General features: G+C 69.1%; 18 protein-coding genes. 8 read left to right on the top strand and 10 right to left on the bottom strand.

The genetic code is table 11. The features are described from left to right. Window positions 1–89 precede the first annotated feature (89 nt). From IF655_RS08600 to IF655_RS08585, 4 genes are all read left to right on the top strand, one after another. Window positions 90–1,049, top strand: coding sequence for a hypothetical protein (locus IF655_RS08600; RefSeq protein WP_199583511.1), 960 nt, complete (start codon window positions 90–92; stop codon window positions 1,047–1,049). A gap of 153 nt (window positions 1,050–1,202) precedes the next feature. Next, complete coding sequence (locus IF655_RS08595; protein ID WP_199583510.1) at window positions 1,203–1,802, top strand: ALF repeat-containing protein; 600 nt, start codon at window positions 1,203–1,205, stop codon at window positions 1,800–1,802. A 652-nt stretch (window positions 1,803–2,454) separates the two neighbouring features. Next, window positions 2,455–2,766: a CU044_2847 family protein gene (locus IF655_RS08590; protein WP_307814889.1), complete on the top strand. Its 312-nt coding sequence runs from the start codon at window positions 2,455–2,457 to the stop codon at window positions 2,764–2,766. 56 nt (window positions 2,767–2,822) lie between these two features. Further along, a complete protein-coding gene (locus tag IF655_RS08585; RefSeq protein ID WP_199583508.1) occupies window positions 2,823–6,953 on the top strand; it encodes a trypsin-like peptidase domain-containing protein in 4,131 nt (1,376 codons plus the stop codon). A 101-nt stretch (window positions 6,954–7,054) separates the two neighbouring features. Here IF655_RS08585 and glnA read toward each other — a convergent pair whose 3' ends face one another. Then, the gene (gene glnA / locus IF655_RS08580; protein ID WP_199583507.1) at window positions 7,055–8,464 is read right to left on the bottom strand and encodes a type I glutamate--ammonia ligase; all 1,410 of its coding nucleotides are present in this window, start codon (window positions 8,462–8,464) and stop codon (window positions 7,055–7,057) included. Between the two features lie 212 nt (window positions 8,465–8,676). On the opposite strand from glnA, the gene IF655_RS08575 reads away from it, so the two are divergent. Then, complete coding sequence (locus IF655_RS08575; RefSeq protein ID WP_199583506.1) at window positions 8,677–9,144, top strand: RDD family protein; 468 nt, start codon at window positions 8,677–8,679, stop codon at window positions 9,142–9,144. Window positions 9,145–9,239: 95 nt separating this feature from the next. On the opposite strand, the gene IF655_RS08570 is transcribed toward IF655_RS08575, so the two are convergent. The 4 genes from IF655_RS08570 to lipB form a co-directional block, all read right to left on the bottom strand. Beyond that, the gene (locus tag IF655_RS08570) at window positions 9,240–9,944 is read right to left on the bottom strand and encodes a DUF4191 domain-containing protein (protein WP_199583505.1); all 705 of its coding nucleotides are present in this window, start codon (window positions 9,942–9,944) and stop codon (window positions 9,240–9,242) included. A 74-nt stretch (window positions 9,945–10,018) separates the two neighbouring features. After that, window positions 10,019–10,216: a hypothetical protein gene (locus IF655_RS08565; RefSeq protein ID WP_161179873.1), complete on the bottom strand. Its 198-nt coding sequence runs from the start codon at window positions 10,214–10,216 to the stop codon at window positions 10,019–10,021. Window positions 10,217–10,540: 324 nt separating this feature from the next. Continuing rightward, a complete protein-coding gene (gene lipA, locus IF655_RS08560; protein WP_199583504.1) occupies window positions 10,541–11,506 on the bottom strand; it encodes a lipoyl synthase in 966 nt (321 codons plus the stop codon). A gap of 140 nt (window positions 11,507–11,646) precedes the next feature. Beyond that, complete coding sequence (gene lipB / locus IF655_RS08555; RefSeq protein ID WP_199583503.1) at window positions 11,647–12,447, bottom strand: lipoyl(octanoyl) transferase LipB; 801 nt, start codon at window positions 12,445–12,447, stop codon at window positions 11,647–11,649. 264 nt (window positions 12,448–12,711) lie between these two features. Here lipB and IF655_RS08550 point away from each other — a divergent pair, with 264 nt between their 5' ends. Continuing rightward, complete coding sequence (locus IF655_RS08550; RefSeq protein ID WP_199583502.1) at window positions 12,712–14,178, top strand: regulator; 1,467 nt, start codon at window positions 12,712–12,714, stop codon at window positions 14,176–14,178. 30 nt (window positions 14,179–14,208) lie between these two features. On the opposite strand, the gene IF655_RS08545 is transcribed toward IF655_RS08550, so the two are convergent. Further along, window positions 14,209–15,585: an NAD(P)/FAD-dependent oxidoreductase gene (locus IF655_RS08545; RefSeq protein ID WP_199583501.1), complete on the bottom strand. Its 1,377-nt coding sequence runs from the start codon at window positions 15,583–15,585 to the stop codon at window positions 14,209–14,211. Between the two features lie 149 nt (window positions 15,586–15,734). Beyond that, the gene (locus IF655_RS08540; RefSeq protein ID WP_199583500.1) at window positions 15,735–16,631 is read right to left on the bottom strand and encodes a TIGR01777 family oxidoreductase; all 897 of its coding nucleotides are present in this window, start codon (window positions 16,629–16,631) and stop codon (window positions 15,735–15,737) included. A 92-nt stretch (window positions 16,632–16,723) separates the two neighbouring features. Between IF655_RS08540 and IF655_RS08535 the strand changes: the two genes are divergently transcribed. Continuing rightward, complete coding sequence (locus IF655_RS08535; RefSeq protein WP_199583499.1) at window positions 16,724–17,212, top strand: GNAT family N-acetyltransferase; 489 nt, start codon at window positions 16,724–16,726, stop codon at window positions 17,210–17,212. 34 nt (window positions 17,213–17,246) lie between these two features. Here IF655_RS08535 and IF655_RS08530 read toward each other — a convergent pair whose 3' ends face one another. Then, a complete protein-coding gene (locus tag IF655_RS08530; protein ID WP_199583498.1) occupies window positions 17,247–18,443 on the bottom strand; it encodes a MarP family serine protease in 1,197 nt (398 codons plus the stop codon). Between the two features lie 191 nt (window positions 18,444–18,634). Here IF655_RS08530 and IF655_RS08525 point away from each other — a divergent pair, with 191 nt between their 5' ends. Then, window positions 18,635–19,441 carry a peptidoglycan recognition protein gene (locus IF655_RS08525; RefSeq protein ID WP_199583489.1) on the top strand — a complete coding sequence of 269 codons (807 nt, stop codon included), beginning with the start codon at window positions 18,635–18,637 and terminating at the stop codon, window positions 19,439–19,441. Between the two features lie 45 nt (window positions 19,442–19,486). Here the strand turns inward: IF655_RS08525 and IF655_RS08520 are convergent, their stop codons facing one another. Then, complete coding sequence (locus IF655_RS08520) at window positions 19,487–20,005, bottom strand: DUF4240 domain-containing protein (protein ID WP_199583782.1); 519 nt, start codon at window positions 20,003–20,005, stop codon at window positions 19,487–19,489. A gap of 131 nt (window positions 20,006–20,136) precedes the next feature. Beyond that, complete coding sequence (gene aceE, locus IF655_RS08515) at window positions 20,137–22,839, bottom strand: pyruvate dehydrogenase (acetyl-transferring), homodimeric type (protein WP_199583487.1); 2,703 nt, start codon at window positions 22,837–22,839, stop codon at window positions 20,137–20,139. Window positions 22,840–23,044 lie beyond the last annotated feature (205 nt).

The following is a 23,044-nucleotide window of genomic DNA, read 5'->3' as shown; positions in this document are numbered from 1 at the left end:
CGCCGTCAACTTGACGAAAGCTGACTCGGCTCCCGTCACGGCCCCTCTGCTGCCGACGAAACTTGACACCTGGTTCAGGAGGAACACACGTGGCTGTGCCCATCTCGCCCCAGCCGACCGGCGCGCACAAGGAATTGGTCGATGCTCTTGGTGAGTTGTACCGCGCGGCGGGGCGCGTGAGCTTTCGCAAGGTGAGCACGCTCATCCGCAGCCGTGACGACCGGCTGTCGGATGCCAGTCACGAGAGTGTGCGCTCCGCCCTCAACGGGATACGCGTGCCACGTTGGGAAACGGTCCGTGACATCGTCGTCGTTCTGGCCGGGTTGTGCAGCCCACCTCGGGACGCGGACTCCGAGGTGGCCCGCTTCCTCCCCTTGTGGCGGGCGATAAGCGAAGGTGAAGCCGGTTCGTTGAAGTCGTTCCGGGAGATCCTCCACAGCGGCTGGGGAGGCGAGGATGGCGAGTGGACCCCGGAGCTGGTCATGGGGATGCTGGTCAACCCCTTCACCGCCATCGAGATCGATCCGTCGCTCGCGGTTCCTCATGAGCCGGTGGTGTCCGAGGACGACTGGGTCCACGTGATGATGAGGTTGATCGAGGAACAGGGCGCCGAACACGCCTTGCGTGTCCTCCTGCACACGCTGAAGGGCGACTACGTAGGGGCCGAGGCGGGCGCGCCGTACGGCTACCAGAACCCCGACCGGGAAGTGATGGAGGCCATCGCGGTATTCCGGTACGGCTGTCAGGAGATCCGTCGTCGCCTCAGCCGCGAACCCAACCTTCTCGCGGAGTCGATTCGAGCGATGCATGCCGACGAGACGATGAGCCGGGACGAACGTGCCGAGATGCTTGAGTTCGAGGCGGACATGAGCCTCATGCGTGAGGTGATGATCGTGACTCCCGACACCTGGGACGAGGTCTCCGAAGACGCGCAGCACATGGTCTTCGGGTACTTGATCAAGCAGATCAGCCCCGTGGGCTCCCACCGCCGTACCGACGCCGAGCGGTTCCAGATCACCTGGCGGATACCGGAGCCGTCGGACGACTGAGCGGTCGCGGCCTCCCAGAGTCATTGCCGGGCCCGGTAACGGCAACGCGATGCCCCGAAGACTGCATGGTTCAGGCAATGATCTTCGCCGCCCCGCCTGGCATCATCACCCCGCTGTACCAGGTCGCGACTACGACTAGAGGTGGTTGATCCCGTGAGGCTGACCCGTGTGACGCTCGCTGTGGCTGCCGGGGCGATGGCTCCGGCGTTGCTGTTCGCGACGCCCTCCTTCGCGGCCGGTGCCTCCGCGCCCGCGACCGCTCCCGCGGTGACTGTCGCCGCCGACGCCGGGTCGCCGTACGACGACATGGACGTGGACGACCTGCGGATCGCGATCCTGCGCATCCTGGCCGACCCGGACAGCGGCAGGCGCGTGAAGCAGGAGGCCAACGCGCTGCTCGACAGCGGGACCGTGGACGAGATGCGCGCCTGGCTGGAGACCGGCTACCCGCTGGCCCAGGCCGAGGACGACCGGGTGGCGCTCGTCCGTCTGCTCGGCGACCCCGACAGCGGCAAGCGGGTGAAGCGCGAGGTCAACGAGCTGCTCGACCGCAACGACCCCGCCGAGATCCGCGCCTGGCTGGAGTCCGGTTACGTCCTCGCCCAGGCCGAGGACGACCGCGTCGCCATCTTCACGATCCTCGCCGACCCCACTACCAGCGACGCCCTGCGTGCCGCCGCGACCGCCGCCCTGGAGGACGGCTCCCCGGCGGCTCTGCGCCACTTCCTCGAAGTCGGCCGGTACGAGGTCTGACGAGAAGCATCGAGCGGCTAGGGGAGTGCCCCCGGCTCCGTACACGGAGCCGGGGGCACTCCCAATGGCGCTGTCAGGCAACAGTCACATGTCGTAGGACAGCTCGAACCGTAGTACTGGCGGGGGTGTACGGGGATCGCTCCACGGTCCGCAGAGCCTTAAGCGCTGTACTGCTCGCTTCGCTCGCACTCAGTGGTCCGGATCACCGAACAGGGTCGCAGCCAACCGGAATTGTGATCCCGTCTGGGCCCTGCAGCCGCCGCCATGCCTCCGTTCGCTTCTACCGGGTCGGTCCGCGTTAGTGGCTCGAAACAGCTCGGTCCTGGGCAATGGAGGCTGGAACAAGGAATGCGTAGCCGGAGGGAGAGATGGAGGTTCGGTCCGCCTCTATCGTCCGGCGTGAGTGCGTGTGCGTGACGGCTGCTCGTGGCCTTGTCAGATACGGCAACCTCTGCAGGAAGTGCGCGGAAGCCTCGTTATCGAGTCCGAGCGGACGAGAGACGATTGAGCAGGTCGGCCACGTGGTGACGAGCCGTATGCCGGGCAGACGCGTGAGACAGGGCGCAGAGGCGACGGGACCTGGAGCAGTGAGTGACAGCAGTAGAATCCTTGCCCAACGCGAAGCGAGGGGGACAAGGTGGCGTCACAATTCGTGTCGTACGCGCTGGACGATGAGACGGTGGTCCGGTTTGAGATCGAGCCGACCGGCGACTGGCAGCCAGTGGCAGTGGAGGACATCGCCGGGCGCGTACGCGACGCTGCTGGTCCTGCAGTCGATGCCGCACGCACGGTGCTGCGTCGAGTTGCGGAGCTGCACCCAAACCAGGTCCAGGTGAAGTTCGGTCTCAAAGTGAATGGCAGCGCGAACTGGGTTGTGGCCAAGGCTGCAACGGAAGCCAACTTCGAGATCAGCCTTACATGGGAGCCGCAGCCTGGGGCCGACGAGCTCGCGTCTCCCGCATGAACAGCGTTTCGCCGGGCCGACGACCGGGGCGTGATACCTGGGTCACATCCATTCACTTGACCGAACGAGACACCAGACCGCACGGGTCAGGATTCCTGATCGATGAATCGCGCGTGTTGACCTGTGCTCATGTGGTGGAGTCGGCATGGAGCAAGGATTCAGAGCTCTGGGTGGCCTTTCCCAAGGCGGACGAGGCCGTGCGTCATCGAATACGAGTAGCCGAAGTAACGCTGCCGTCAGGTGACGATCGCGAGATTCAGGATGTGGCGGTACTGCATTTGACCGATTCGGTGCCCGCTGGTCTGGCTGCGCGGTTGCGGAGTCCGCTGGCGGAGGACCTTGTCGGTGCAGACTGGTGGTCCTTCGGATTCCCCGACGGAGTGCTTGGAAATTCCGTGAATGGGAACGTGGGTGAAGCGCTCGGATACGGATGGATGCGTCTCGACTCCTTGACGTCCCGCTATCCGGTCAAAGGAGGCTACAGCGGTTCGGCTGTGTGGTCACCGACCTACCAGGCGGTCGTCGGCATGGTAGGGCAGGCGCACAGTGCCACTGGTGACGCTCGTGCCCTCACCATGCGGGCTATCGACAAGATGCTGCCCGGTCAGGAGCTTCAACGCCTCATCGACTGGTCTCTGGAGGCCAGTGATGAGACAGCCTTGACCTCGTGGGGCTGGTCCCTCGATACGGACCCCGAGGCAGGCCGGCACTGGCATCCGCGTGCCCGAGGCGTGAGTACAGCGGCCGAACGAGGCTTTCGCTTCCGAGGTCGTGTCGCTGCGCTACAGGAGATCATTAAATGGATCACCGGTACCTGCTCACGCCGTCAGGCTCTGGTGGTCACGGGAGCCCCGGGCTCCGGTAAGTCCGCTGTCCTGGGGCGCATCATCACCACTGCCGATCGGGAGGTTGCTGCCGCGCTTCCGCCTGATGACACGGCTGTGCGGGCGCCTTTGGGGAGTATTTCCTGCGCGGTGCACGCCAAGGGAAAGACAGCTTTGGAGGTGGCTCAGGAGATCGCATGTGCAGCCTCCGCGCCGTTGCCGAACCAAGTAGTTGATCTCCTACCTGCTCTGCGTGCGAGTCTGGAGAACCGTCTTGGTGGTCCCTTCACACTGATCGTGGACGCCCTGGACGAAGCCAGCAGCGCTGGTGAGGCGCGCATCATTGTCAATCACATCATCGTTCCGCTGGTGGAGACTTGCGCAGATCTCCAGGTGCGGGTGGTGGTCGGTACCAGGCACAGAGATGACGCCGGAGACCTGCTGAGCGTATTCGGTCGTTCAGCCCGGGTCGTGAATCTCGATGCACCGGATTTCACTTCCGTTACGGACCTGACTGCCTACGCGCTAGCCACGCTCCGACTGCAGGGCGACGAGCGCGTCGACAATCCCTATTCCGACATTTTGGTCGCCCGTCCTGTTGCAGAACGCATCGCAACCCTGGCCGATGGGAACTACCTTGTCGCCGGACTGGTAGCCCGAGCCCACGGAATGCATGACGAGTGCGCAGTCGAACCGCGCGGAATGTCATTCCCTGTCACGGTGGATTCATCACTGCGTGCATATTTGCGTCTCCTGCCTGACGTCGGCTCGCTTTCCGCAGAGAACTTGCTGATACCGCTTGCCTACGCGGAGGCGCCTGGACTGACCACTGGCCTGTGGCGTACCGCATTGACCGCTCTTTTCGGTTCAGCTCCCGCAGAAAGTGAACTCTTCGCGTTTGCCCGCTCGTCCGCTGCGAACTTCCTCGTTGAGGCCGCTGTAGATGGAGAAGTGGATGGCATCACCTTCCGGCTCTTTCATCAGGCGTTGAGCGATTCCCTGCGGACTGCACGTGCTGATGTGGCTTCACCCGTCAGTGATGAGCGGGCGCTTGCGTGTGCCTATATAGCGGCTGGGGCGAAAACGGGTTGGGCTGCGGCCCCCTCCTATCTGCTGCGCTCGCTCGCCGTCCACGCTGGTCGAGGAGGTGTGATCGACCAGTTGTTGGCGGAGAACGAGTATCCGTTGTACGCCGATCTGAGAAGGCTTGTACCACAGGCCCGCCTTGCTACTACGGACGTCGGCCGCCAACGCGCCCGGTTGCTACGTCAGACGCCGCGCGCTCTCGATGCGCCAGGACCGGAGCGTGCTGCTCTGTTCAGTGTGACAGAAGTACAAGAGCGCCTCGGGACGACATATCGCGATTCCCTGATTGCCAAGCCATATCAAGCCGTGTGGTCAACCGTTCCTCCCTCGATGGAAACGGCTGTACTCGAGGGGCATAAGAAAGAAGTCCACGCCCTCTGTTTTCTGCACTCCGGTGGTCGTGGACTGCTCGCGAGCGCCGCCGATGACGCGATCCGCCTTTGGGATCCGAACACGGGTGACACAATTCAGACCTTCACGACGCCGGGCTGGATTGCTGCGCTGTGCGCTGTGACCATGGGTAGCCACACGTTGCTGGCTGGTGCGGGACTGGATGGCGTATTGCGGATTTGGGAACCTGAGGCGGGCACGGTGGTCCGTGCATTGGACGGCCACCATGCGCCGATTGACCAACTATGTGTTCTCAATGTAGCTGGCCGCGCTCTCTTGGCGAGTCGCGGACGCGATATGCGAGTGAAGGTATGGGACCCGGTTTCCGGAGAGGTCGTACGGACCTTCCGCACTCGCAAGTATGACATCAACGGGATGTGCGCTGTTGACGTAGAGGGGCGTCCGTTGCTTGCTCTGCTGACAGGGCAAGCGGGAGGACGCTCCAAGGTGCGGCTCTGGGATCCCATGACCGGAGAAACTGTCCATGCAATATCTATTGACAGTTCCGGCTCTCACGGCTTCGCGGCAGTGCAATGCGATGCCGGCCTCCTCTTCGCTACCGGCGAGCCCGATGAAGACGATCACGTCGTTGCCCTGTGGGATGGTCTGACTGGTCGAGCTGTTCAGATACTCGAAGGCGGACAGGGGAGCATCTTCGAGCTCGTTGACGTTCATATCGAAGACCGCAATTTTGTGGCCGCTGGCTTTGGCGAGGACGAAAGCGGAACCGTCATGATCTGGGATCCGATGACAGGCGAGGAGACTCACCGTCTGGAGGGACATGACGGCTGGGCTGGTGCCCTATGTGCGGTGGAGTCGGCCGGAGAGGCGCTGATCGCGAGTGCGGGCCAGGACTGCACGGTGCGGCTTTGGGACTTGAACAACTGCGTGGATCCAGACCAAATTGGTGAATCCAATCTCTGGATCGGATCCCTCGCGGCGCTGGAGGGCGACGGCTGTACAGCGGTGGCCAGCAGCGGCAGGGCCGGATTGGTTCTGGTCCACGACGTGGCCAGTGGCAGAGTGATCGGCCAGATCAGCTCCCGCCATGCATCGGTTACGAGCCTGTGCGCTGTAGATATTTCAGGTCATGCATGCCTGGCCATCGCCAGTAGAGGGACGGCGGGAGGTGCAATTCAGGTCTGGGACTCCACCACTGGTGGTGTGATTCGGTGTCTCGAAGGCCCGGGCATCGACACGCTATGCGCATTGGAGATCAATGGACAGCCATGTCTAGCCTTTAGCAGTAGAGAAAATAAGGTAAATAGTGTATCTCTCTGGGATCTCTCTGCGGACAAGGTGCTTCGAGGCATCAGCGCTGAGGAAGGACTCATTCGAGGTCTCTGCGCTCTAGATTGCGATGGTCGTCGTATCGTTGCTATTCTTACCGGTTACTTCGGTATCTGGCCAGGGGAATTTGACGGGGCTGTCGTCAGCCTCTGGGATGCCGTCGACGGTGGAATTGTGGATTCCTTCGAGGTTCCTGATGCCTCTCTCGGATCTATGTCCGCTCTATATGGGGATGACCGAACTCTGCTGGCCGTTGTAAGGCATCAGGATGATGGCGAGGACGATATGGTCGGCACTGGCTCGGTCTGGGTCTTCGATCCAGCCAACGGTAGAAGGGTCGGCGAGCGGGACCTGCATAGTGGTTGGGTAAGTGCGGTCAGTCCCGTGGAGTACGCAGGACGTACTGGTATGGCAAGTGCTGGTCAGACCGAGCGGGCGGTGCGGCTGTGGGTCAGCGATGATCTGCGGCAGATGATGGAGATCCCAGTCCGTCGTGAAGTTTTCTCCGTTGTTCAAGTCGGTGAATATCTCGTTTTCGGCTTGGACAACGGCGGCGTGATGACAGTGCGACTAGGTGCAGGTGGAGAGGCGCCGTAATAGCGTCCTAGGGCAACCATAAAAGCAACAGCAGCGAGGGTTGGTCCACCGGTCAAGGCGGGCCAACCCTCGCTGCTGACTGAGTCGAGAGTCTTTATTTTCTACACGTCGTAGTACAGCTCGAACTCGTGCGGGTGCGGGCGCAGTGCCAGCGGAGCGATCTCGTTCGTGCGCTTGTAGTCGATCCACGTCTCGATGAGGTCCGGGGTGAAGACGTCGCCCTGGAGGAGGAAGTCGTGGTCGGACTCGAGGCGGTCGAGGACGGCGCCGAGGGAGGTGGGGACCTGGGCCACGTTGGCGTGCTCCTCGGGAGCCAGCTCGTAGAGGTCCTTGTCGATCGGCTCGGCGGGCTCGATCTTGTTCTTGATGCCGTCCAGGCCCGCGAGGAGCAGGGCGGAGAAGGCGAGGTACGGGTTGCCGGAGGAGTCGGGCGCGCGGAACTCGACGCGCTTGGCCTTCGGGTTGGAGCCCGTGATCGGGATACGCATCGCCGCGGAGCGGTTGCGCTGCGAGTACACCAGGTTGATCGGCGCCTCGAAGCCCGGCACCAGGCGGTGGTACGAGTTCACCGTCGGGTTGGTGAACGCAAGCAGCGACGGGGCGTGCTTGAGGATGCCGCCGATGTAGTAGCGGGCGGTGTCCGACAGACCCGCGTAACCGGCCTCGTCGTAGAAGAGCGGGTCGCCGCCGGACCACAGGGACTGGTGGACGTGCATGCCCGAGCCGTTGTCACCGAAGATCGGCTTCGGCATGAAGGTCGCGGTCTTGCCGTTGCGCCAGGCGACGTTCTTCACGATGTACTTGAAGAGCTGGAGGTCGTCGGCGGCGGCGAGCAGCGTGTTGAACTTGTAGTTGATCTCCGCCTGGCCCGCCGTGCCCACCTCGTGGTGCTGGCGCTCGACCTTCAGGCCCGCCTTGTCCAGCTCCAGGGAGATCTCCGCGCGCAGGTCGGCGAAGTGGTCCACCGGGGCCACCGGGAAGTAGCCGCCCTTGTAGCGGACCTTGTAGCCGCGGTTGTTCTCGACCGCACCGGTGTTCCAGGCGCCGGCCTCGGAGTCGATGTGGTAGAACGCCTCGTTCGCGCTGGTGGCGAACCGCACCGAGTCGAAGACGTAGAACTCCGCCTCGGGACCGAAGTACGCGGTGTCCGCGATGCCGGTGGAGGCGAGGTACGCCTCCGCCTTCTTCGCCACGTTGCGCGGGTCACGGGAGTACTGCTCGCCCGTGATCGGGTCGTGGATGAAGAAGTTGATGTTCAGCGTCTTGTCGCGGCGGAACGGGTCCACGCGGGACGTCGACAGGTCGGCGCGCAGCGCCATGTCGGACTCGTGGATGGCCTGGAAGCCGCGGATCGACGAGCCGTCGAAGGCCAGCTCCTCGTCCGGGTCGAACGCCTCGACGGGCACCGTGAAGTGCTGCATGACGCCCGGCAGGTCGCAGAAACGGACGTCTACGAACTTGACGTCCTCGTCCGCGATGAACTTCTTGGCCTCGTCGGCGTTCTGGAACATCCAGCTCCTCCTACTCCCGGCCAGTCCGGTCGGGGCGGTAGATCGGGTTCGTGCGGCCAGTGCGGTGGCACACGCTGGTTCCGACACTAGGGAAGCGCGGTTTCTCGGGCGTGACTCGTTTGTTTCGCAGAAGTTAACCGGCCGCCCCTCCACCGTAGCCCCGGAACCCCCCTCCAGGCAGTGATCAAAACCCGGCACAGTACCGTGGACGGGTGGACAACAGGCAAGCAATGGGATCGTGGCTCTCCGGGCCCCGCGCGGCCATGGAAGAGGCGGGCGCGGACTTCGGGTACCGGGGCGAGCAGCTCGGGCTCCCCGAGAGCGGTCCGAACTCCGTCGCCCGGCCCGGCAGGCGGCTCGGCGCGCTCGCCGTGGACTGGGGGCTGTGCGTCTTGATCGCATACGGCCTGATCACCCACGGCAACAGCCCCGCCACCAGCAACTGGGCGCTCCTCGTCTTCTTCGCGATGAGCGCGCTCCTGGTCGGCACCCTCGGCTTCACCCCGGGCAAGCGGCTCTTCGGGCTGCGCGTGGTGTCCCTGGAGACCGGCGTGGTCAACCCGCTGCGCGCCGTGCTCCGTACCGTCCTGCTCTGCCTCGCCGTCCCCGCCCTGGTCTGGGACCGCGACGGCCGCGGCCTGCACGACCGCCTCGCCAAGACCGTCGAGGTCCGCATCTAGGGCCTGTCCGGCACCCCGGGACACATGAGAGTGGGGCCCGGCCGGGAGGAACTTCCTCCGGCCGGGCCCCACTCCCGTACGCGTACGGGAAGCCGTCAGCGCGACTTCGGGCTGCCGCCCTTCGGCAGGCGCATCCCCTTCGGCATGGGTCCCTTCGGGAGCGGCATGTTGCTCATCAGGTCGCCGAGCGCGCGCAGCCGGTCGTTGGTGGCGGTCACCTGCGGGCCGGTCAGGACGCGCGGGTACTTCAGCATCGTCGTGCGCAGCTTCTTCAGGTCGACCTGACCCTCGCCGCCGCCCACGATCAGGTCGTGCACGGGCACGTCCGCCACGATGCGGTTCATCTTCTTCTTCTCGGCCGCGAGCAGGCTCTTCACCCGGTTCGGGTTGCCCTCCGCGACGAGCACGATGCCGGCCTTGCCGACCGCGCGGTGCACGACGTCCTGGCTGCGGTTCATCGCGACCGCGGGGGTGGTGGTCCAGCCCCGGCCGATGTTGTCCAGCACCGCCGCGGCGGCGCCCGGCTTGCCCTCCATCTGCCCGAAGGCGGCCCGCTCGGCCCGGCGGCCGAACACGACGGCCGCGGCCAGCAGACCGATCAGCAGACCCGCGAAGCCGAAGTAGTACGGATGCCCGACCAGGAAGCCGATCACGAGGAGGACACCGAAGATACCGAGTGCGACGGCAGCCAGTACCAGGCCGATCGTCTTGTCGGCCTTCTGGGTCATCTTGTACGTGAGAGCGATCTGCTTCAGTCGCCCTGCGCTCGCGGCGTCCGCCGCGGTTTCCTTCCTCGCCATGCCACGAAGTCTACGTGGCATCCGGAGCGCTCTCGACGGCGGTGTCGGGAGGGTCACACCCGGGCGGGGAACGGTCAGAGACGGGCGGCGGCGCGGTCGAGGACCTGCTGGGCCTCGACGCGGTCCTTGGCCCGGCGGCGGTCCTCCAGGACCGACGTCCAGGCGTTGCGGCGGGCGGTGCGCTGACCGCCGTTCATCAGCAGGGACTCGACGGCGCGCAGGGCGCCGCTCAGGGACGGGATGGCGTTGGCGCGGACGGGTGCGGCCTGCATGATCGAGGTCCCCCCTCGGAGCGGGTGGAGTACGGGGCGTGATTCCAGGGTCACTGATTGGTGTTACCAGGGCGTGACCGACCGGTCAAACGCCAGTGAAGCCCTGGTGCGGACCCCGGGTACGACGGCGCGGTCCCGGCGGGTGCCCTCATCAGCGAGGACGGCCGGGACCGCGTCGACTCGGCCATTACTGGCCAGTAGGAACTTGTGCGTGAATTCACACGGCTTGCTCACGCCGCTCGGGCGCCCGGGGCGCGCGCCGGGCGCGTCAGCACCGGTACGTCACCACGGGTACGTCAGCACCCGTACGTCAGCACCCGTGCGTCAGACCGCCTGGCTGGCGACGAACGCGCCCCGCTTCTCGATCGCCATCTGGTACAGGCGCCCCGCGCGGTACGACGAGCGGACCAGTGGACCGGACATCACACCGGAGAAGCCGATCTCCTCGGCCTCCTCCTTCAGCTCCACGAACTCCTGCGGCTTGACCCAGCGCTCCACCGGGTGGTGCCGCAGCGAGGGGCGCAGGTACTGGGTGATGGTGATCAGCTCGCACCCTGCCTCGTGCAACTGGCGCAGCGCCTCGCTGATCTCCTCGCGGGTCTCGCCCATGCCGAGGATCAGGTTGGACTTGGTGACCAGACCGAAGTCGCGCGCCTCGGTGATGACCTTCAGCGAGCGCTCGTAGCGGAAGCCGGGGCGGATGCGCTTGAAGATGCGCGGGACCGTCTCGACGTTGTGCGCGAAGACCTCGGGGCGGGAGGCGAAGACCTCGGCGAGCTGCTCGGGCACCGCGTTGAAGTCGGGGGCGAGCAGCTCGACCTTGGTGCGCCCGGTCTCGCGGTCCGCGGTCTGCGCGTGGATCTGGCGCACGGTCTCGGCGTACAGCCAGGCGCCGCCGTCCTCCAGGTCGTCGCGGGCGACGCCGGTGATCGTGGCGTAGTTGAGGTCCATGGTGACCACGGACTCGCCCACGCGGCGCGGCTCGTCGCGGTCCAGCGCCTCGGGCTTGCCGGTGTCGATCTGGCAGAAGTCACAGCGCCGGGTGCACTGGTCGCCGCCGATGAGGAAGGTGGCCTCGCGGTCCTCCCAGCATTCGTAGATGTTGGGGCAGCCGGCCTCCTGGCACACCGTGTGCAGACCCTCGCTCTTCACGAGGTTCTGCATCTTCGTGTACTCGGGGCCCATTTTCGCCCGGGTCTTGATCCACTCGGGCTTGCGCTCGATGGGGGTCTGGCTGTTGCGGACCTCCAGGCGCAGCATCTTGCGTCCGTCGGGTGCGACTGCGGACACGACCGGCTCCCTGTAGCTTCGATTCTTCGGCGTACAACAGAGTACGCCCGTGTTCATTGGGCCCTACGGGTGAGGAAAACCTCGCGGACGCAGGCCGAATTCCCGGTCGGACCGATCGGACCGTTCCCGGTCGGACCGCTTCAGACCGCGGCGGTCTTCTCGATCACCCGGGGCTTGAGGTCCGCGTGCTCCATGACGTCCCGCAGATGCCGCTCGACCACCGGCACGACCTCGGCGATCGTGACGTCCCGGCCCAGCTCGTTGGCAAGGGAAGCGACTCCGGCATCACGGATGCCGCAGGGGATGATGCGGTCGAACCAGCGGTTGTCCGGGTTCACGTTGAGGGCGAAGCCGTGCATCGTGACGCCCTTGGCGACCCGGATGCCGATCGCGGCGATCTTGCGGTCCTCGCGGCGCTGGCCCGCGTTGGAGGGGGCGTACTCCGGACCGTTCATCCGGGGGTCGAACTCCTCGTCGTTCAGCCGCGGGTCGAAGTCCAGGGAGAGCCCGCCGAGCGCCGGGCGCTGCTCGACCGGGTCGCCGAGCACCCAGACCCCGCTGCGGCCCTCGACCCGGGTGGTCTCCAGACCGAACTCCGCGCAGGTGCGGATCAGCGCCTCCTCCAGGCGCCGTACGTGCGCGATCACGTCGACCGGGCGGGGCAGCTTCTGGATCGGGTAGCCCACGAGCTGGCCGGGACCGTGCCAGGTGATCTTGCCGCCCCGGTCCACGTCCACCACCGGGGTGCCGTCGAGCGGGCGCTCGCTGTCCTCGGTGCGCCGGCCCGCCGTGTACACCGGGGGGTGTTCGAGGAGCAGCACGGTGTCGGGCACCTCGTCGGCGAACCGGGCGGCGTGCACCCGGCGCTGCTCGTCCCAGGCTTCCTGGTACTCGACGGCGTCCGCGCCGAACCCCATGTGGACGAACCGCAACTCACTCACGGCAAGCGCCTCCCTCAGGCTGCCCCTCGTTCAGGCCGCCCCTCGTCGGGTCTGTCAGGCGCGTCGGGCGCCCACGCCACTGTACGTCCGGCTCGGACGCGTCAGTCCCGCGGGTGATCCTCACACGATCGGATGAATGCGCGGCGGAATGTGCGACTACTTGCTCACTCTCCGCTACATTCGCGCCGTTCGTGCGGCCGAAAGGGCTGCTCACAGGCGATCCCGGCACCTCAGGGGGCTGGAAGGCAGGAGACCGCACCACAGATGACGGACCGACCCGCGCAGCGCACCCCCAACCGCCAGCTCGCCGCGCTCATCGCAGAGGCGGGGTTCTCCAACGCGGGTCTGGCCCGGCGCGTCGACCAGCTCGGCCTGGAGCACGGGCTGGACCTCAGATACGACAAGACCTCCGTCACCCGCTGGCTGCGCGGCCAGCAGCCCCGGGGCACCACCCCCGCGCTCATCGCCGAGGTCTTCACGCGCCGTCTCGGGCGCCGGCTCACCGCGCAGGACCTCGGTCTGGACGCGTGTGCGCCGGTGTACGCCGGGCTCGAGTTCGCCGCCACGCCGGAGGAGGCGGTGGACATCGTCGGCGGGCTGTGGCGCAAGGACTCCGGCAGCCACGCCGAGCTGCGCCGGATCGCCTTCACCCCGGCCGGGCTCGTGGTGCCCAGCCGGGACTGGCTGATCGGCAGGCCCGACGACCGGGTGGCGCGCGAACCGGCACCCCGGGTGCCCGCGCAGGGCCGCCACGGCAGCACGCCCGAGCGGCCCGAGCCCGTCCCCGGCGCGCTCCGCCCGCCCGGTCACCCCGACCGCTCCTCCGGGCACCGGGTCACCTCGGGCGACATCGCCGCGCTGCGCTCGGTCGGGGAGCTGTTCCGCACCCTGGACGACCAGTACGGCGGCGGCCACGCCCGGCAGGCGCTGGTGCGCTATCTGGAGCACGAGTGCGAGCCGATGCTGCGCGGGGTCTACTCCGAGCAGACCGGCCGCAGGCTCTTCGGCGCCGCCGCCGACCTCACCCGGCTCGCGGGCTGGACGTCGTACGACATCGCCGCCCACGGGCTCGCCCAGCGCTACTTCGTCCAGGCGCTGAGGCTGGCCCAGGCGGCAGGGGACCGCGCCTACGGGTCCTACGTGCTGGTCACCATGAGCCGCCAGGCCGTCTACCTCGGGCACGGCCGCGAGGCGCTCCAGCTCGCCCGGGTCGCCCAGCAGGGCATCGGCACGACGGCGCCCCCGGTCGTCCAGGCGCTGCTGCACGCGGCGGAGGCGCGGGCGCACGCGGTGCTGGGGGAGGCGCGGGCGTGCACCAGCGCGCTGCTGCGCGCCGAACACGCCCTGGAGTCCGCCCGCCCCGGCGACGAGGTGCCGCACTGGGCGCGCTTCTTCGACGAGGGTCAGCTCGCGGACGAGCTGGGGCACTGCCACCGGGACCTCCAGCAGTTCCGCGCGGCGGCGCAGCACGCGGAGCGCGCGCTGCGGCTGCGCGGTCCGGCGCACGCCCGCAGCAGGCTGTTCTGCCGGGTGGTCCTCGCCACCGCCCGGCTGGGTCTCGGCGAACTCGACCAGGCGTGCGCGCTGGCCGCCGACGCGGCGGCGCAGGCGGCGGAGATGCGCTCGGTGCGCGCGGTGGAGTACGTCCGGGACTTCGAGCGCCGTCTGGAGCCGTACCGGGACGCGGCTCCGGCGCGCGGATACCGGGAGCGGACCGCCGCCCTGGGCTGAGCGGCGGTCCGTACGGTCCTCGTCCCCGCGCTACGCCGCGCGGGGCACCGTCGCCGCCGGGTCGGCGCGGTGCATCGAGCCCGCCGCGCCGAGGTCGCTCAGCAGGGCCGCGGCGGCGCGGTGGGCGGAGTGCAGGGCGCCCTGGACGGTGCCGGAGTCACGGTGGTCGCCGCACACGTACAGCCCCGCCATCAGGCGCACCGGGCGGCGCGCGTCGTACGGCGGGCGCAGGGCGGGGACCGCCTCGGGGGTGTGGTGGACGGCCAGGGTCTCCCAGCGGTGCGTCGAGGTGCCGTAGAGGCGGGCCAACTGGATGCGGACCGCGCTGTCCAGCTCGCCGGGGGTGCCGGGCGGGGTGCCGAGCACGGTCGAGGAGATCAGCACGCGCCCGGCGGGCGCCCGTCCCGGGTCCACGGTGCTGAGCACCGCCGTGTGCGCGACCGGACCGCCGCGGTCGGCGTCGAGGAGCAGCGCGGAGCCGGTGGCGAGCGCGGGGGCGGGGTCGTCGGTGGTGTGGTGGACGACGGTCACCGGGTGGAAGTCCGGTACGCGCAGCCCGGGCAGCAGCTCGGCGGCGGCGCGTGCGCCGGTCGCGAGGAGCACCGCGCGGCAGCGGATCACGCCGTGCTCGGCGGTGGTGACCGAGGTGGTGGAGACCGAGGTGACGCGGACGCCGGTGCGCACGGTGCCGGGCGGCAGCGAGCGGGCCAGTCGGTCCGGGAGCGCCTGGGCGCCGCCCTCCGGCACGCACAGCCGTCCGCCCGCGAAGGCGTGCAGCGCCAGGTCGGCGGCCCGGCTGGAGGTGGTCAGCTCCGGGTCGCACAGCAGGGCGGCGAGCAGCGGGCGCAGGAAGCCCTCGACGGTGCGGGGCGGCAGACCGCGCGCCTGGAGCGCCTGGGCGGCGGGCAGTTCGGGACGGGACAGCAGGCGCTCGACGGGCGTGGCGGCGAGCCGGTTCAGCGCGCTGCCGAGCCGCGCCCGGTCCATGGCGCCCCCGGCGGCGCCTCCCGTACGGCTCTCGCGGGCGCTTCCCGCACCCCGAGGGGCGCTCGCGAGGGCGCGCGCGATGTGAAGTGCGCCCCTTGCGCCCCCTGCGACCGCCGGGGCGCCCGCCCGGTGCCGGTGCCCGTCGCGGTGCAGCAGGACCCCGGGCGCGAAGCGGCGCAGCGGCAGCGCGTCGAGACCGGGGGTGGTGCGCAGTTCGGACCAGGACGTGAACAGCGGCTGTCCCAGCCGGTCGAGCCGGAAGCCGTCGACCTTCTCGGTCGCCATACGGCCGCCGACACACGCGTCGGCCTCCAGGACCGCGGTCGACACTCCAGCACTGGCGAGCCGACGGGCCGCCGCGAGACCGGCGATCCCGGCTCCCACGACGACGACGTCCACCTGGTACGCGGGCTCAAGCACGAGGCCCCTCCTGTGGTTGCGCGGCCGGTGGAGACGTGATGCCCCCAACAGGCCCCGGGGATACCCGAGTTCGGGTCGAGGTTAGGGCTCCGAACGGTCAGGGACAGTCGCGCATCGACAGGGCACGGTCGCATGGAGGTCGCATACGGTCACTCCGCCGCGCGGATCGTGTCCTCGATCCCGGGGAACGCGAAAGCGAACCCCGACTCCAGCAGCCGCGCGGGCACCACCCGTTGACTGCCCAGCACATCCCCGGCCATCTCCCCGAGCACCGTGCGCAGCACCGCCGCCGGGACCGGGAACGGGGTCGGCCGGTGCAGCACGCGCCCCATCGCCTCGGTGATCTCCTGGTTGGTCAGCGGCTCGGGCGCCGTCAGATTGAACGGTCCCGACAGGTCCTCACGGTCGATCAGATGCCGGATCGCGGCGACCTCGTCGTGCAGCGCGATGTACGACCAGTACTGCCGCCCGTTCCCGAGCCGCCCCCCGAGCCCCGCCTTGAACAGCGGGAACAGCCGCCCCCACGCCCCGCCCCCGGACGCCACCACCAGACCGGTGCGCACGAACACCGTCCGGATGCCCGCCTCCCGCACCGGCGCCGCCGCCTCCTCCCACTCCTCGCACACCGAGGGCAGGAAACCGTCGCCGGGCGGGGCGCTCTCGTCGGTGATCCGGTCCCCGGTGTCGCCGTAGTAGCCGATCGCGCTGCCGTTCACGAAGACCCTGGGCGGCTCGGGCAGCGAGGCGGCGGCCTCCGCGAGCGCCGCCGTGCCAAGGACCCGGCTGTCCCTGATCAGCCGCTTGTACTCCGGCGTCCAGCGCTTGTCCCCGACCCCCGCCCCGGCCAGGTTCACCACCACGTCACAGCCGCTCAGCCCGGCCGCGTCCACGGTCTGCCGCTCGGGGTCCCAGCGCACCTCGTCGCCGCCCCGGGGCTCGTGCCGCACCAGCCGGACCACCTCGTGCCCGTCGCCCCGCAGGGACCGCACCAGGGCGCTGCCGATCAGACCGGACGCACCGGCCACCGCGATTTTCGCATGCTCCATGATCCCAGCATGGCCGCCAGTGCCCCGGAAACCGGGGAGAACAGCCCCCGGCTCCCCAATTCGCCGCCAGGCACCCGCCGTACAGTCCTCCCATGACGCACCCGCTGATACGACCCGCCCGGCCCGAGGACGAGGCGGAACTGGCCCTGCTCGACCGGCTCACCTGGTCCACCCTGCACTCGGTGCAGCCCGAGCCGAGCCCGCCCTACCCCGCCTTCTTCGGCGAGCGGCACCCCCCGGAGAACCACCTGGCCGCCGAACTCGACGGCCGCCTCGTCGGCTACGTCCGCATCTGCCAGCCCGTCCCGCTCGCCGTGAACGCGCACGTACGGCAGATCCAGGGCATCGCCGTCGCCGAGGAGGCACGCGGTCTGGGCGTCGGACGCGCCCTGGTCCGGGGCGCCGTCGAACTGGCCCGCGCGCAGGGCGCCCGGCGCCTCACCCTGCGCGTCCTCGGCCACAACACCCCGGCCCGCGGGCTCTACGAGTCCGAGGGGTTCAAGACCGAGGGCGTCTTCCCGGAGGAGTTCTTCATCGCCGGGGAGTACGTGGACGACGTCTGCATGGGGCGCCCGGTCTGAGAGACCTCAGCTCCCGCGAGGATTCCCGGGCGCCCTACGACGACGTGATCAGATGCCCCGTGTCCACCGGCGCCGTCGCCTTCGCCGCCCGGGACGCGTCGCCCGCGACCTCCGCCGCCGTGAGCGCGTACCCCGTCTCGGAGTCCGAGGTGGAGCGGGCGAACACCACGCCGTACACCCGACCCGACGTGGTCAGCAGCGGTCCGCCCGAGTTGCCCGGGCGGACCGTCGAGCGCACCGAGTACACCTCGCGGGTGACCGTGCGGTCGTTGTAGATGTTCTGGCCGGTCGCCCGCACCCGGTTCGCCACCGTCGCCGCCTGGAGGTTCAGCCCGCCGTCCTCCGGATAGCCCGCGACCACCGCCGAGTCCCCGCGCCGCGCGCCGTCGTCGAAACGCAGCACCGGGGCGCTCAGCCGGGGCACGTACAACACCGCCACGTCCCGGTTCGGGTCGAAGAGCACCACCCGCGCCGTGTACGAAGGACCGACGCCGCCCACCCGCACCGTCGGGTCGTCGATCCCCGCCACCACGTGCGCGTTCGTCATCACCCGGTGGGGTGCGTACACGAACCCGCTGCCCTCGCGCCCCTCGGCGCCCACCGCGCCCTCGATCTTCACCGTGCTCGTCCGGGCAGCCTCCGTCGCCTCCGCCGTCACACTGTCCCCGCTGGGCTTGGCGACCCGGGCCGTGGACTCGTTCTCGAACGGGTTGAAGACCTGCGGGAACCCCGCCTCCGTCAGCGCGGAGGTGGCCCGCGCGAACCACACCGGGGTCGTCTCCGGCATCGTCTCCTGCACCGCGCCGAGCAGCGCCGAGTTGCGGATCGCCGTCGTCAGCGTCTGCGAGGGCGCCGCCGCCAGCACGCTCGCCGCCACCCACGCCACGAGCAGCACCGCCACCGAGTTGGCCACCGCGCCGCCCATCCCGTCCACGACCCGCAGCGCGCCCCCGCCCGTGCGGTCGATACGGCTGCGCAGCCGCAGCCCCAACTGTCCCGCCAGCTCGTGCCCGATCACACCCGGCACCAGCACCGTCAGCACCGCGACCACGGTCGCCGCCGCCGATCCGCGCTCCACAAGACCCGTCACCCAGGGCAGCGCCCAGACACCGACGGCCGCGCCGCCCACGAACCCGGCCAGCGACAGACACCCGGCCACCAGACCGCGCCGGTACCCGGCCGCCGCGTAGACGAGGACCACCAGCACGAGCAGCACGTCGAGCAGGTCCACGAAGCCGCCTTTCTCTCGGACCCCCCAGTACGGTCGGGACACGCCCGCTGATCAGCCGCGCGCGAGCGCCCCGGCGGGGAAACGGCGCACGTGTGCGTGTACCCCCGGAAACGTCCCGGACGGGGACGATGGTTCCACCGGGTGGCACAGCACACATCGCGGACCTGGCCGGGCGATCCGACGATGGGATCATGCGTGCCACGCGAGGACCGGACGGACAGAGGCGGCGCGTCCGGGTACCCGGCGCGGTGCTGCTGGTCGTCGGCTGCCTGCCCGCCCTCACCGCCCTGATCGCGGTGCTCGTCCTCGCGCGGGGCAGCGAGAGCATCGTCACCCACCACTCCGCCCACCCCCTCACGACCGCCCCCCACGCGCCGGCGCCCCACTTCGCACCCCGCCCGGTGATCGTGCCCCGCTCCGCCTGGCTGGACGCCACCGCCCGGCACGAGCAGCCCGCCCCGCGCTACGACGACAAGGTGATCGCCGTCTTCGTCCACCACACCGACTCGCCCAACGGCTACGACTGCGCGGACGCCCCGCGCATCATCCGCGACCTGTACGCGGGCCAGACCGGCAGCAGGCACTGGGACGACATCGGCTACAACTTCCTCGTGGACCGCTGCGGCACCGTCTACGAGGGGCGCGCCGGGGGAGAGGACCGTGCCGTCACCGGCGCCCACACCCAGGGCTTCAACCACCGCACCGCCGGGATCGCCGCGCTCGGCACCTTCACCGCGGGCGTCCCCGTCCCGCGCGCGATGACCGACGCGATCGCCGCCGTCGCCGCCTGGAAGCTGGGTCTCGCCGACGTCGACCCGCGCTCCCGGGTCCGCCTGGTCTCCAGCAGCGGACTGAGCCGCTACAAGGCGGGCACGACCGCCACCCTCCCCGCCCTCGCGGGCCACAACGACGGCTACCAGACCACCTGCCCCGGCGCCGCCCTGAGCGCCCGCCTCCCCGAGATCAGGAACGCGGCGGCCCGGCTGCAGGGCCGGTGAGCGGCGGACCGGTGAACGGGGCGCCGCGGGGCGGGCGGGCACGCCTCACTCCCTGAAGCGTTCCCACAGGGCCGGGTAGCGCTCCGCCAGCACCGCGTCGTTCTCGAAGTCGAAGGCCGTGCCCGCGGGCTCGGCGGGCGCCGGGGCGATCCCCAGGTCCGGGGCGACCACCCCGGTCAGCCGCTCGTACGCCTCGTCGGCGGCGTACCCCAGCTCCTCGCCGTCGCCGTCCATCTCCTCGTCGAAGTCGTCCAGCAGCTCCGCCAAAGCGTCCGGGTCGTGCAGCGCGCCCTCGAACACATCCCGGCCCTGGCCGATCAGCCAGCACCGGAAGTAGTCGAAGGCGTCGTCGCTCGCCCCGTCCAGCAGGATCCAGGCGGCGCCCCACAGATCCCAGCGGTAGGCGCGGTTGTAGCGGGCCTCGAAGTGACGGGCGAAGTCCAGGACCATGTCCGGGTCGAGCTGGAGCAGCTTGTCCACCAGCAGGTCTGCCTGCTCCTCGGGGTCGCCCTCGGCGGCCTCGCGGGTGGCGTCGATCAGCTCCCAGAACTCCGTCTCGTCCATCACGGCACAAGCATCGGGCCTCGGCACCCGCCCCGCACGCGGAACGGCACGGTGAACGGCGGGGAAACGGACCCGGGAAACGAAGAAGGGGCACGGCGTCACGCCGTACCCCTTCCAGCGACCTCAGAAGGTCACAGACCGTACTTCTCGCGGGCTTCCTTCACCGCCGTCGCCTTGACCGCGCCGCGCTTGGCGAGCTGGGCCAGGGCCGCGACCACGATCGACTCGGCGTCGACACCGAAGTGCCGGCGGGCCGCCGCGCGGGTGTCGGAGAGACCGAAGCCGTCCGCGCCCAGCGAGGACCAGTCCTGGTCGACCCACTGCGCGATCTGGTCGGGGACCTGACGCATGTAGTCGGAGACCGCGAGGACCGGACCCTCGGCGCCCTGGAGCGCCCGGCGCACGAACGGCACCCGCTCCTCGCCGCGCAGCAGGGCCGCGTCGGCGTCCATCGCGTCACGGCGCAGCTCGGACCAGGAGGTCGCGGACCACACGTCGGCGGCGACCCCCCACTCCTCGGCGAGCAGCTTCTGCGCGTCCAGCGCCCAGTGGATCGCCGTGCCCGAGCCCAGGAGCTGGATGCGCGGGGCGTTCGCCGGGACGGTCACACCCGCGGACTCCGCCGTGTTGAAGCGGTACAGACCCTTGACGATGCCCTCGTCGATGCCGGGGACGGCGGGCTTGGCCGGCTGCGGCAGCGGCTCGTTGTAGACCGTCAGGTAGTAGAAGACGTCCCTGTCCTCGCCCTCGGCGGCCTCGCCGTACATCCGGCGCAGACCCTCCTTGACGATGGCGGCGACCTCGTAGGCGAACGCCGGGTCGTACGTCAGCGCGGCCGGGTTGGTCGCGGCGATCACCGGGGAGTGACCGTCGGCGTGCTGGAGACCCTCGCCCGTCAGGGTCGTACGGCCCGCCGTCGCGCCGACGAGGAAGCCGCGGCCGAGCTGGTCGCCGAGCTGCCACATCTGGTCGGCCGTGCGCTGCCAGCCGAACATCGAGTAGAAGATGTAGAACGGGATCATCGCTTCGCCGTGCGTGGAGTACGCGCTGGACGCGGCGATGAAGTCGGCCATCGAACCGGCCTCGGTGATCCCCTCGTTGAGGATCTGGCCGTTCTTGGCTTCCTTGTAGTACATGAGCTGGTCGCGGTCGACCGGCTCGTACGTCTGGCCCTTGGGCGAGTAGATGCCGAGCGAGGGGAACAGCGACTCCATGCCGAAGGTGCGCGCCTCGTCGGGGACGATCGGCACCCAGCGCTTGCCGGTCTCCTTGTCGCGGACCAGGTCCTTGACCAGGCGGACGAACGCCATGGTGGTCGCCACGTTCTGCGAGCCGGAGCCCTTGTCGAAGGAGGCGAACGCCTTGTCGGCGGGGGCGGGCAGCGCGGGCAGCGGCTGGGTGCGGCGGGCCGGGGCGGGACCGCCGAGGGCGGCGCGGCGCTCCTGGAGGTAGCGGACCTCGGGGGAGTCGGCGCCCGGGTGGCCGTAGGGCACCTGGCCGTCGGCGAAGGCGCTGTCCGGGATCGGCAGTTCGAGCAGGTCGCGCATCGCCTTGAACTCGTCCACCGAGAGCTTCTTCATCTGGTGGTTGGCGTTCTTGGAGGCGAAGCCCGGACCGAGGGTGTGTCCCTTGACCGTCTGGGCCAGGATCACGGTCGGCGCGCCCTTGTGCTCGACGGCCGCCCGGTACGCGGCGTAGACCTTGCGCGCCTCGTGGCCGCCGCGCGAGAGGTGGAAGCACTCGAGGATCTTGTCGTCGCTCAGCAGCTTCGCCATCTCCACCAGCGCCGGGTCGGCGCCGAAGAAGTCCTGGCGGATGTAGGCGGCGTCACGCGTCTGGTACGTCTGGATCTGGGCGTCCGGCACCTGGCGCAGACGGCGGACAAGGGCGCCCGTGGTGTCGAGCTGGAACAGCTCGTCCCAGGCGGTGCCCCACAGCGTCTTGACGACGTTCCAGCCCGCGCCGCGGAACTGGGCCTCCAGCTCCTGCACGATCTTGAAGTTCGCGCGGACCGGGCCGTCCAGGCGCTGCAGGTTGCAGTTGATGACGAAGGTGAGGTTGTCCAGCTCCTCACGGGCGGCGAGCGCGAGCGCCGCCGTCGACTCCGGCTCGTCCATCTCGCCGTCGCCGAGGAACGCCCACACGTGCGAGGCGGAGACGTCCTTGATGCCGCGGTTGGTCAGGTAGCGGTTGAACCGCGCCTGGTAGATCGCGGAGAGCGGGCCGAGGCCCATCGACACCGTCGGGAACTCCCACAGCCAGGGCAGCCGGCGCGGGTGCGGGTAGGAGGGCAGACCGTTGCCGCCCGCCTCCTGGCGGAAGTTGTCGAGCTGGGTCTCGGTGAGACGGCCGTCGAGGAAGGCGCGGGCGTAGATGCCCGGGGAGGCGTGGCCCTGGATGTAGAGCTGGTCGCCGGAGCCGTCCCCCTCCTTGCCCTTGAAGAAGTGGTTGAAGCCGGTCTCGTACAGCCACGCGGCGGAGGCGAAGGTGGCGATGTGACCGCCGACGCCGTACTTGCTGCCCCGGGTGACCATCGCGGCCGCGTTCCAGCGGTTCCAGGCGGTGATCCGGGACTCCATCGCCTCGTCACCGGGCACGCCCGGCTCGGCGGCGGTGGGGATGGTGTTGAGGTAGTCCGTCTCGACGAGCTTCGGCAGCCCGATGCCGTCCGCCTCGGCGCGCTCCAGCGTGCGCCGCATCAGGTACGCGGCGCGATGCGGGCCCGCTTCCCTGGCGACGGCGTCCAGGGAGGCCCGCCATTCGGCGGTCTCCTCGGCGTCGCGGTCCGGGAGCTGGTCGAGCGCGCTCTGCTGGATGGCGTTGGGGTCGGTCATGTCGCCGCCTTCCTCAGTCGAAGGGGGTGCCCTCAAGGAGAAGAGGTATGGGGGTGCCCTTGGTCTTTGGCAGGACAGGGCGAGAACTTCGGTGGAAGTCCGTCGGTGACTGTAACCCCCTGATCGATGATCGATCAAAGGTTTGGGGTTGAAAACCCCGTCTTTGCGCGAAAGTAGGCACCCGGTGTCTTTTGGACAGGCACCC

This window comes from Streptomyces sp. DSM 110735 (genome assembly GCF_016482685.1).
In the GTDB taxonomy this organism is placed as follows: domain Bacteria; phylum Actinomycetota; class Actinomycetes; order Streptomycetales; family Streptomycetaceae; genus Streptomyces.
The sequence above is the reverse complement of the archived record's forward strand: the minus strand, read 5'-3'. Positions and strand labels throughout refer to the sequence as shown.

What these genes read in the sequence shown, in the direction of transcription:
- glnA (WP_199583507.1), bottom strand. Translation starts at nt 8,464, where the DNA reads ATGTTCCAGAACGCCGACGAGGCCAAGAAGTTCATCGCGGACGAGGAC.
- IF655_RS08540 (WP_199583500.1), bottom strand. Translation starts at nt 16,631, where the DNA reads ATGGAGCATGCGAAAATCGCGGTGGCCGGTGCGTCCGGTCTGATCGGC.
- IF655_RS08550 (WP_199583502.1), top strand. Translation starts at nt 12,712, where the DNA reads ATGACGGACCGACCCGCGCAGCGCACCCCCAACCGCCAGCTCGCCGCG.
- IF655_RS08535 (WP_199583499.1), top strand. Translation starts at nt 16,724, where the DNA reads ATGACGCACCCGCTGATACGACCCGCCCGGCCCGAGGACGAGGCGGAA.
- IF655_RS08525 (WP_199583489.1), top strand. Translation starts at nt 18,635, where the DNA reads ATGCGTGCCACGCGAGGACCGGACGGACAGAGGCGGCGCGTCCGGGTA.
- IF655_RS08570 (WP_199583505.1), bottom strand. Translation starts at nt 9,944, where the DNA reads ATGGCGAGGAAGGAAACCGCGGCGGACGCCGCGAGCGCAGGGCGACTG.
- aceE (WP_199583487.1), bottom strand. Translation starts at nt 22,839, where the DNA reads ATGACCGACCCCAACGCCATCCAGCAGAGCGCGCTCGACCAGCTCCCG.
- IF655_RS08565 (WP_161179873.1), bottom strand. Translation starts at nt 10,216, where the DNA reads ATGCAGGCCGCACCCGTCCGCGCCAACGCCATCCCGTCCCTGAGCGGC.
- IF655_RS08520 (WP_199583782.1), bottom strand. Translation starts at nt 20,005, where the DNA reads ATGGACGAGACGGAGTTCTGGGAGCTGATCGACGCCACCCGCGAGGCC.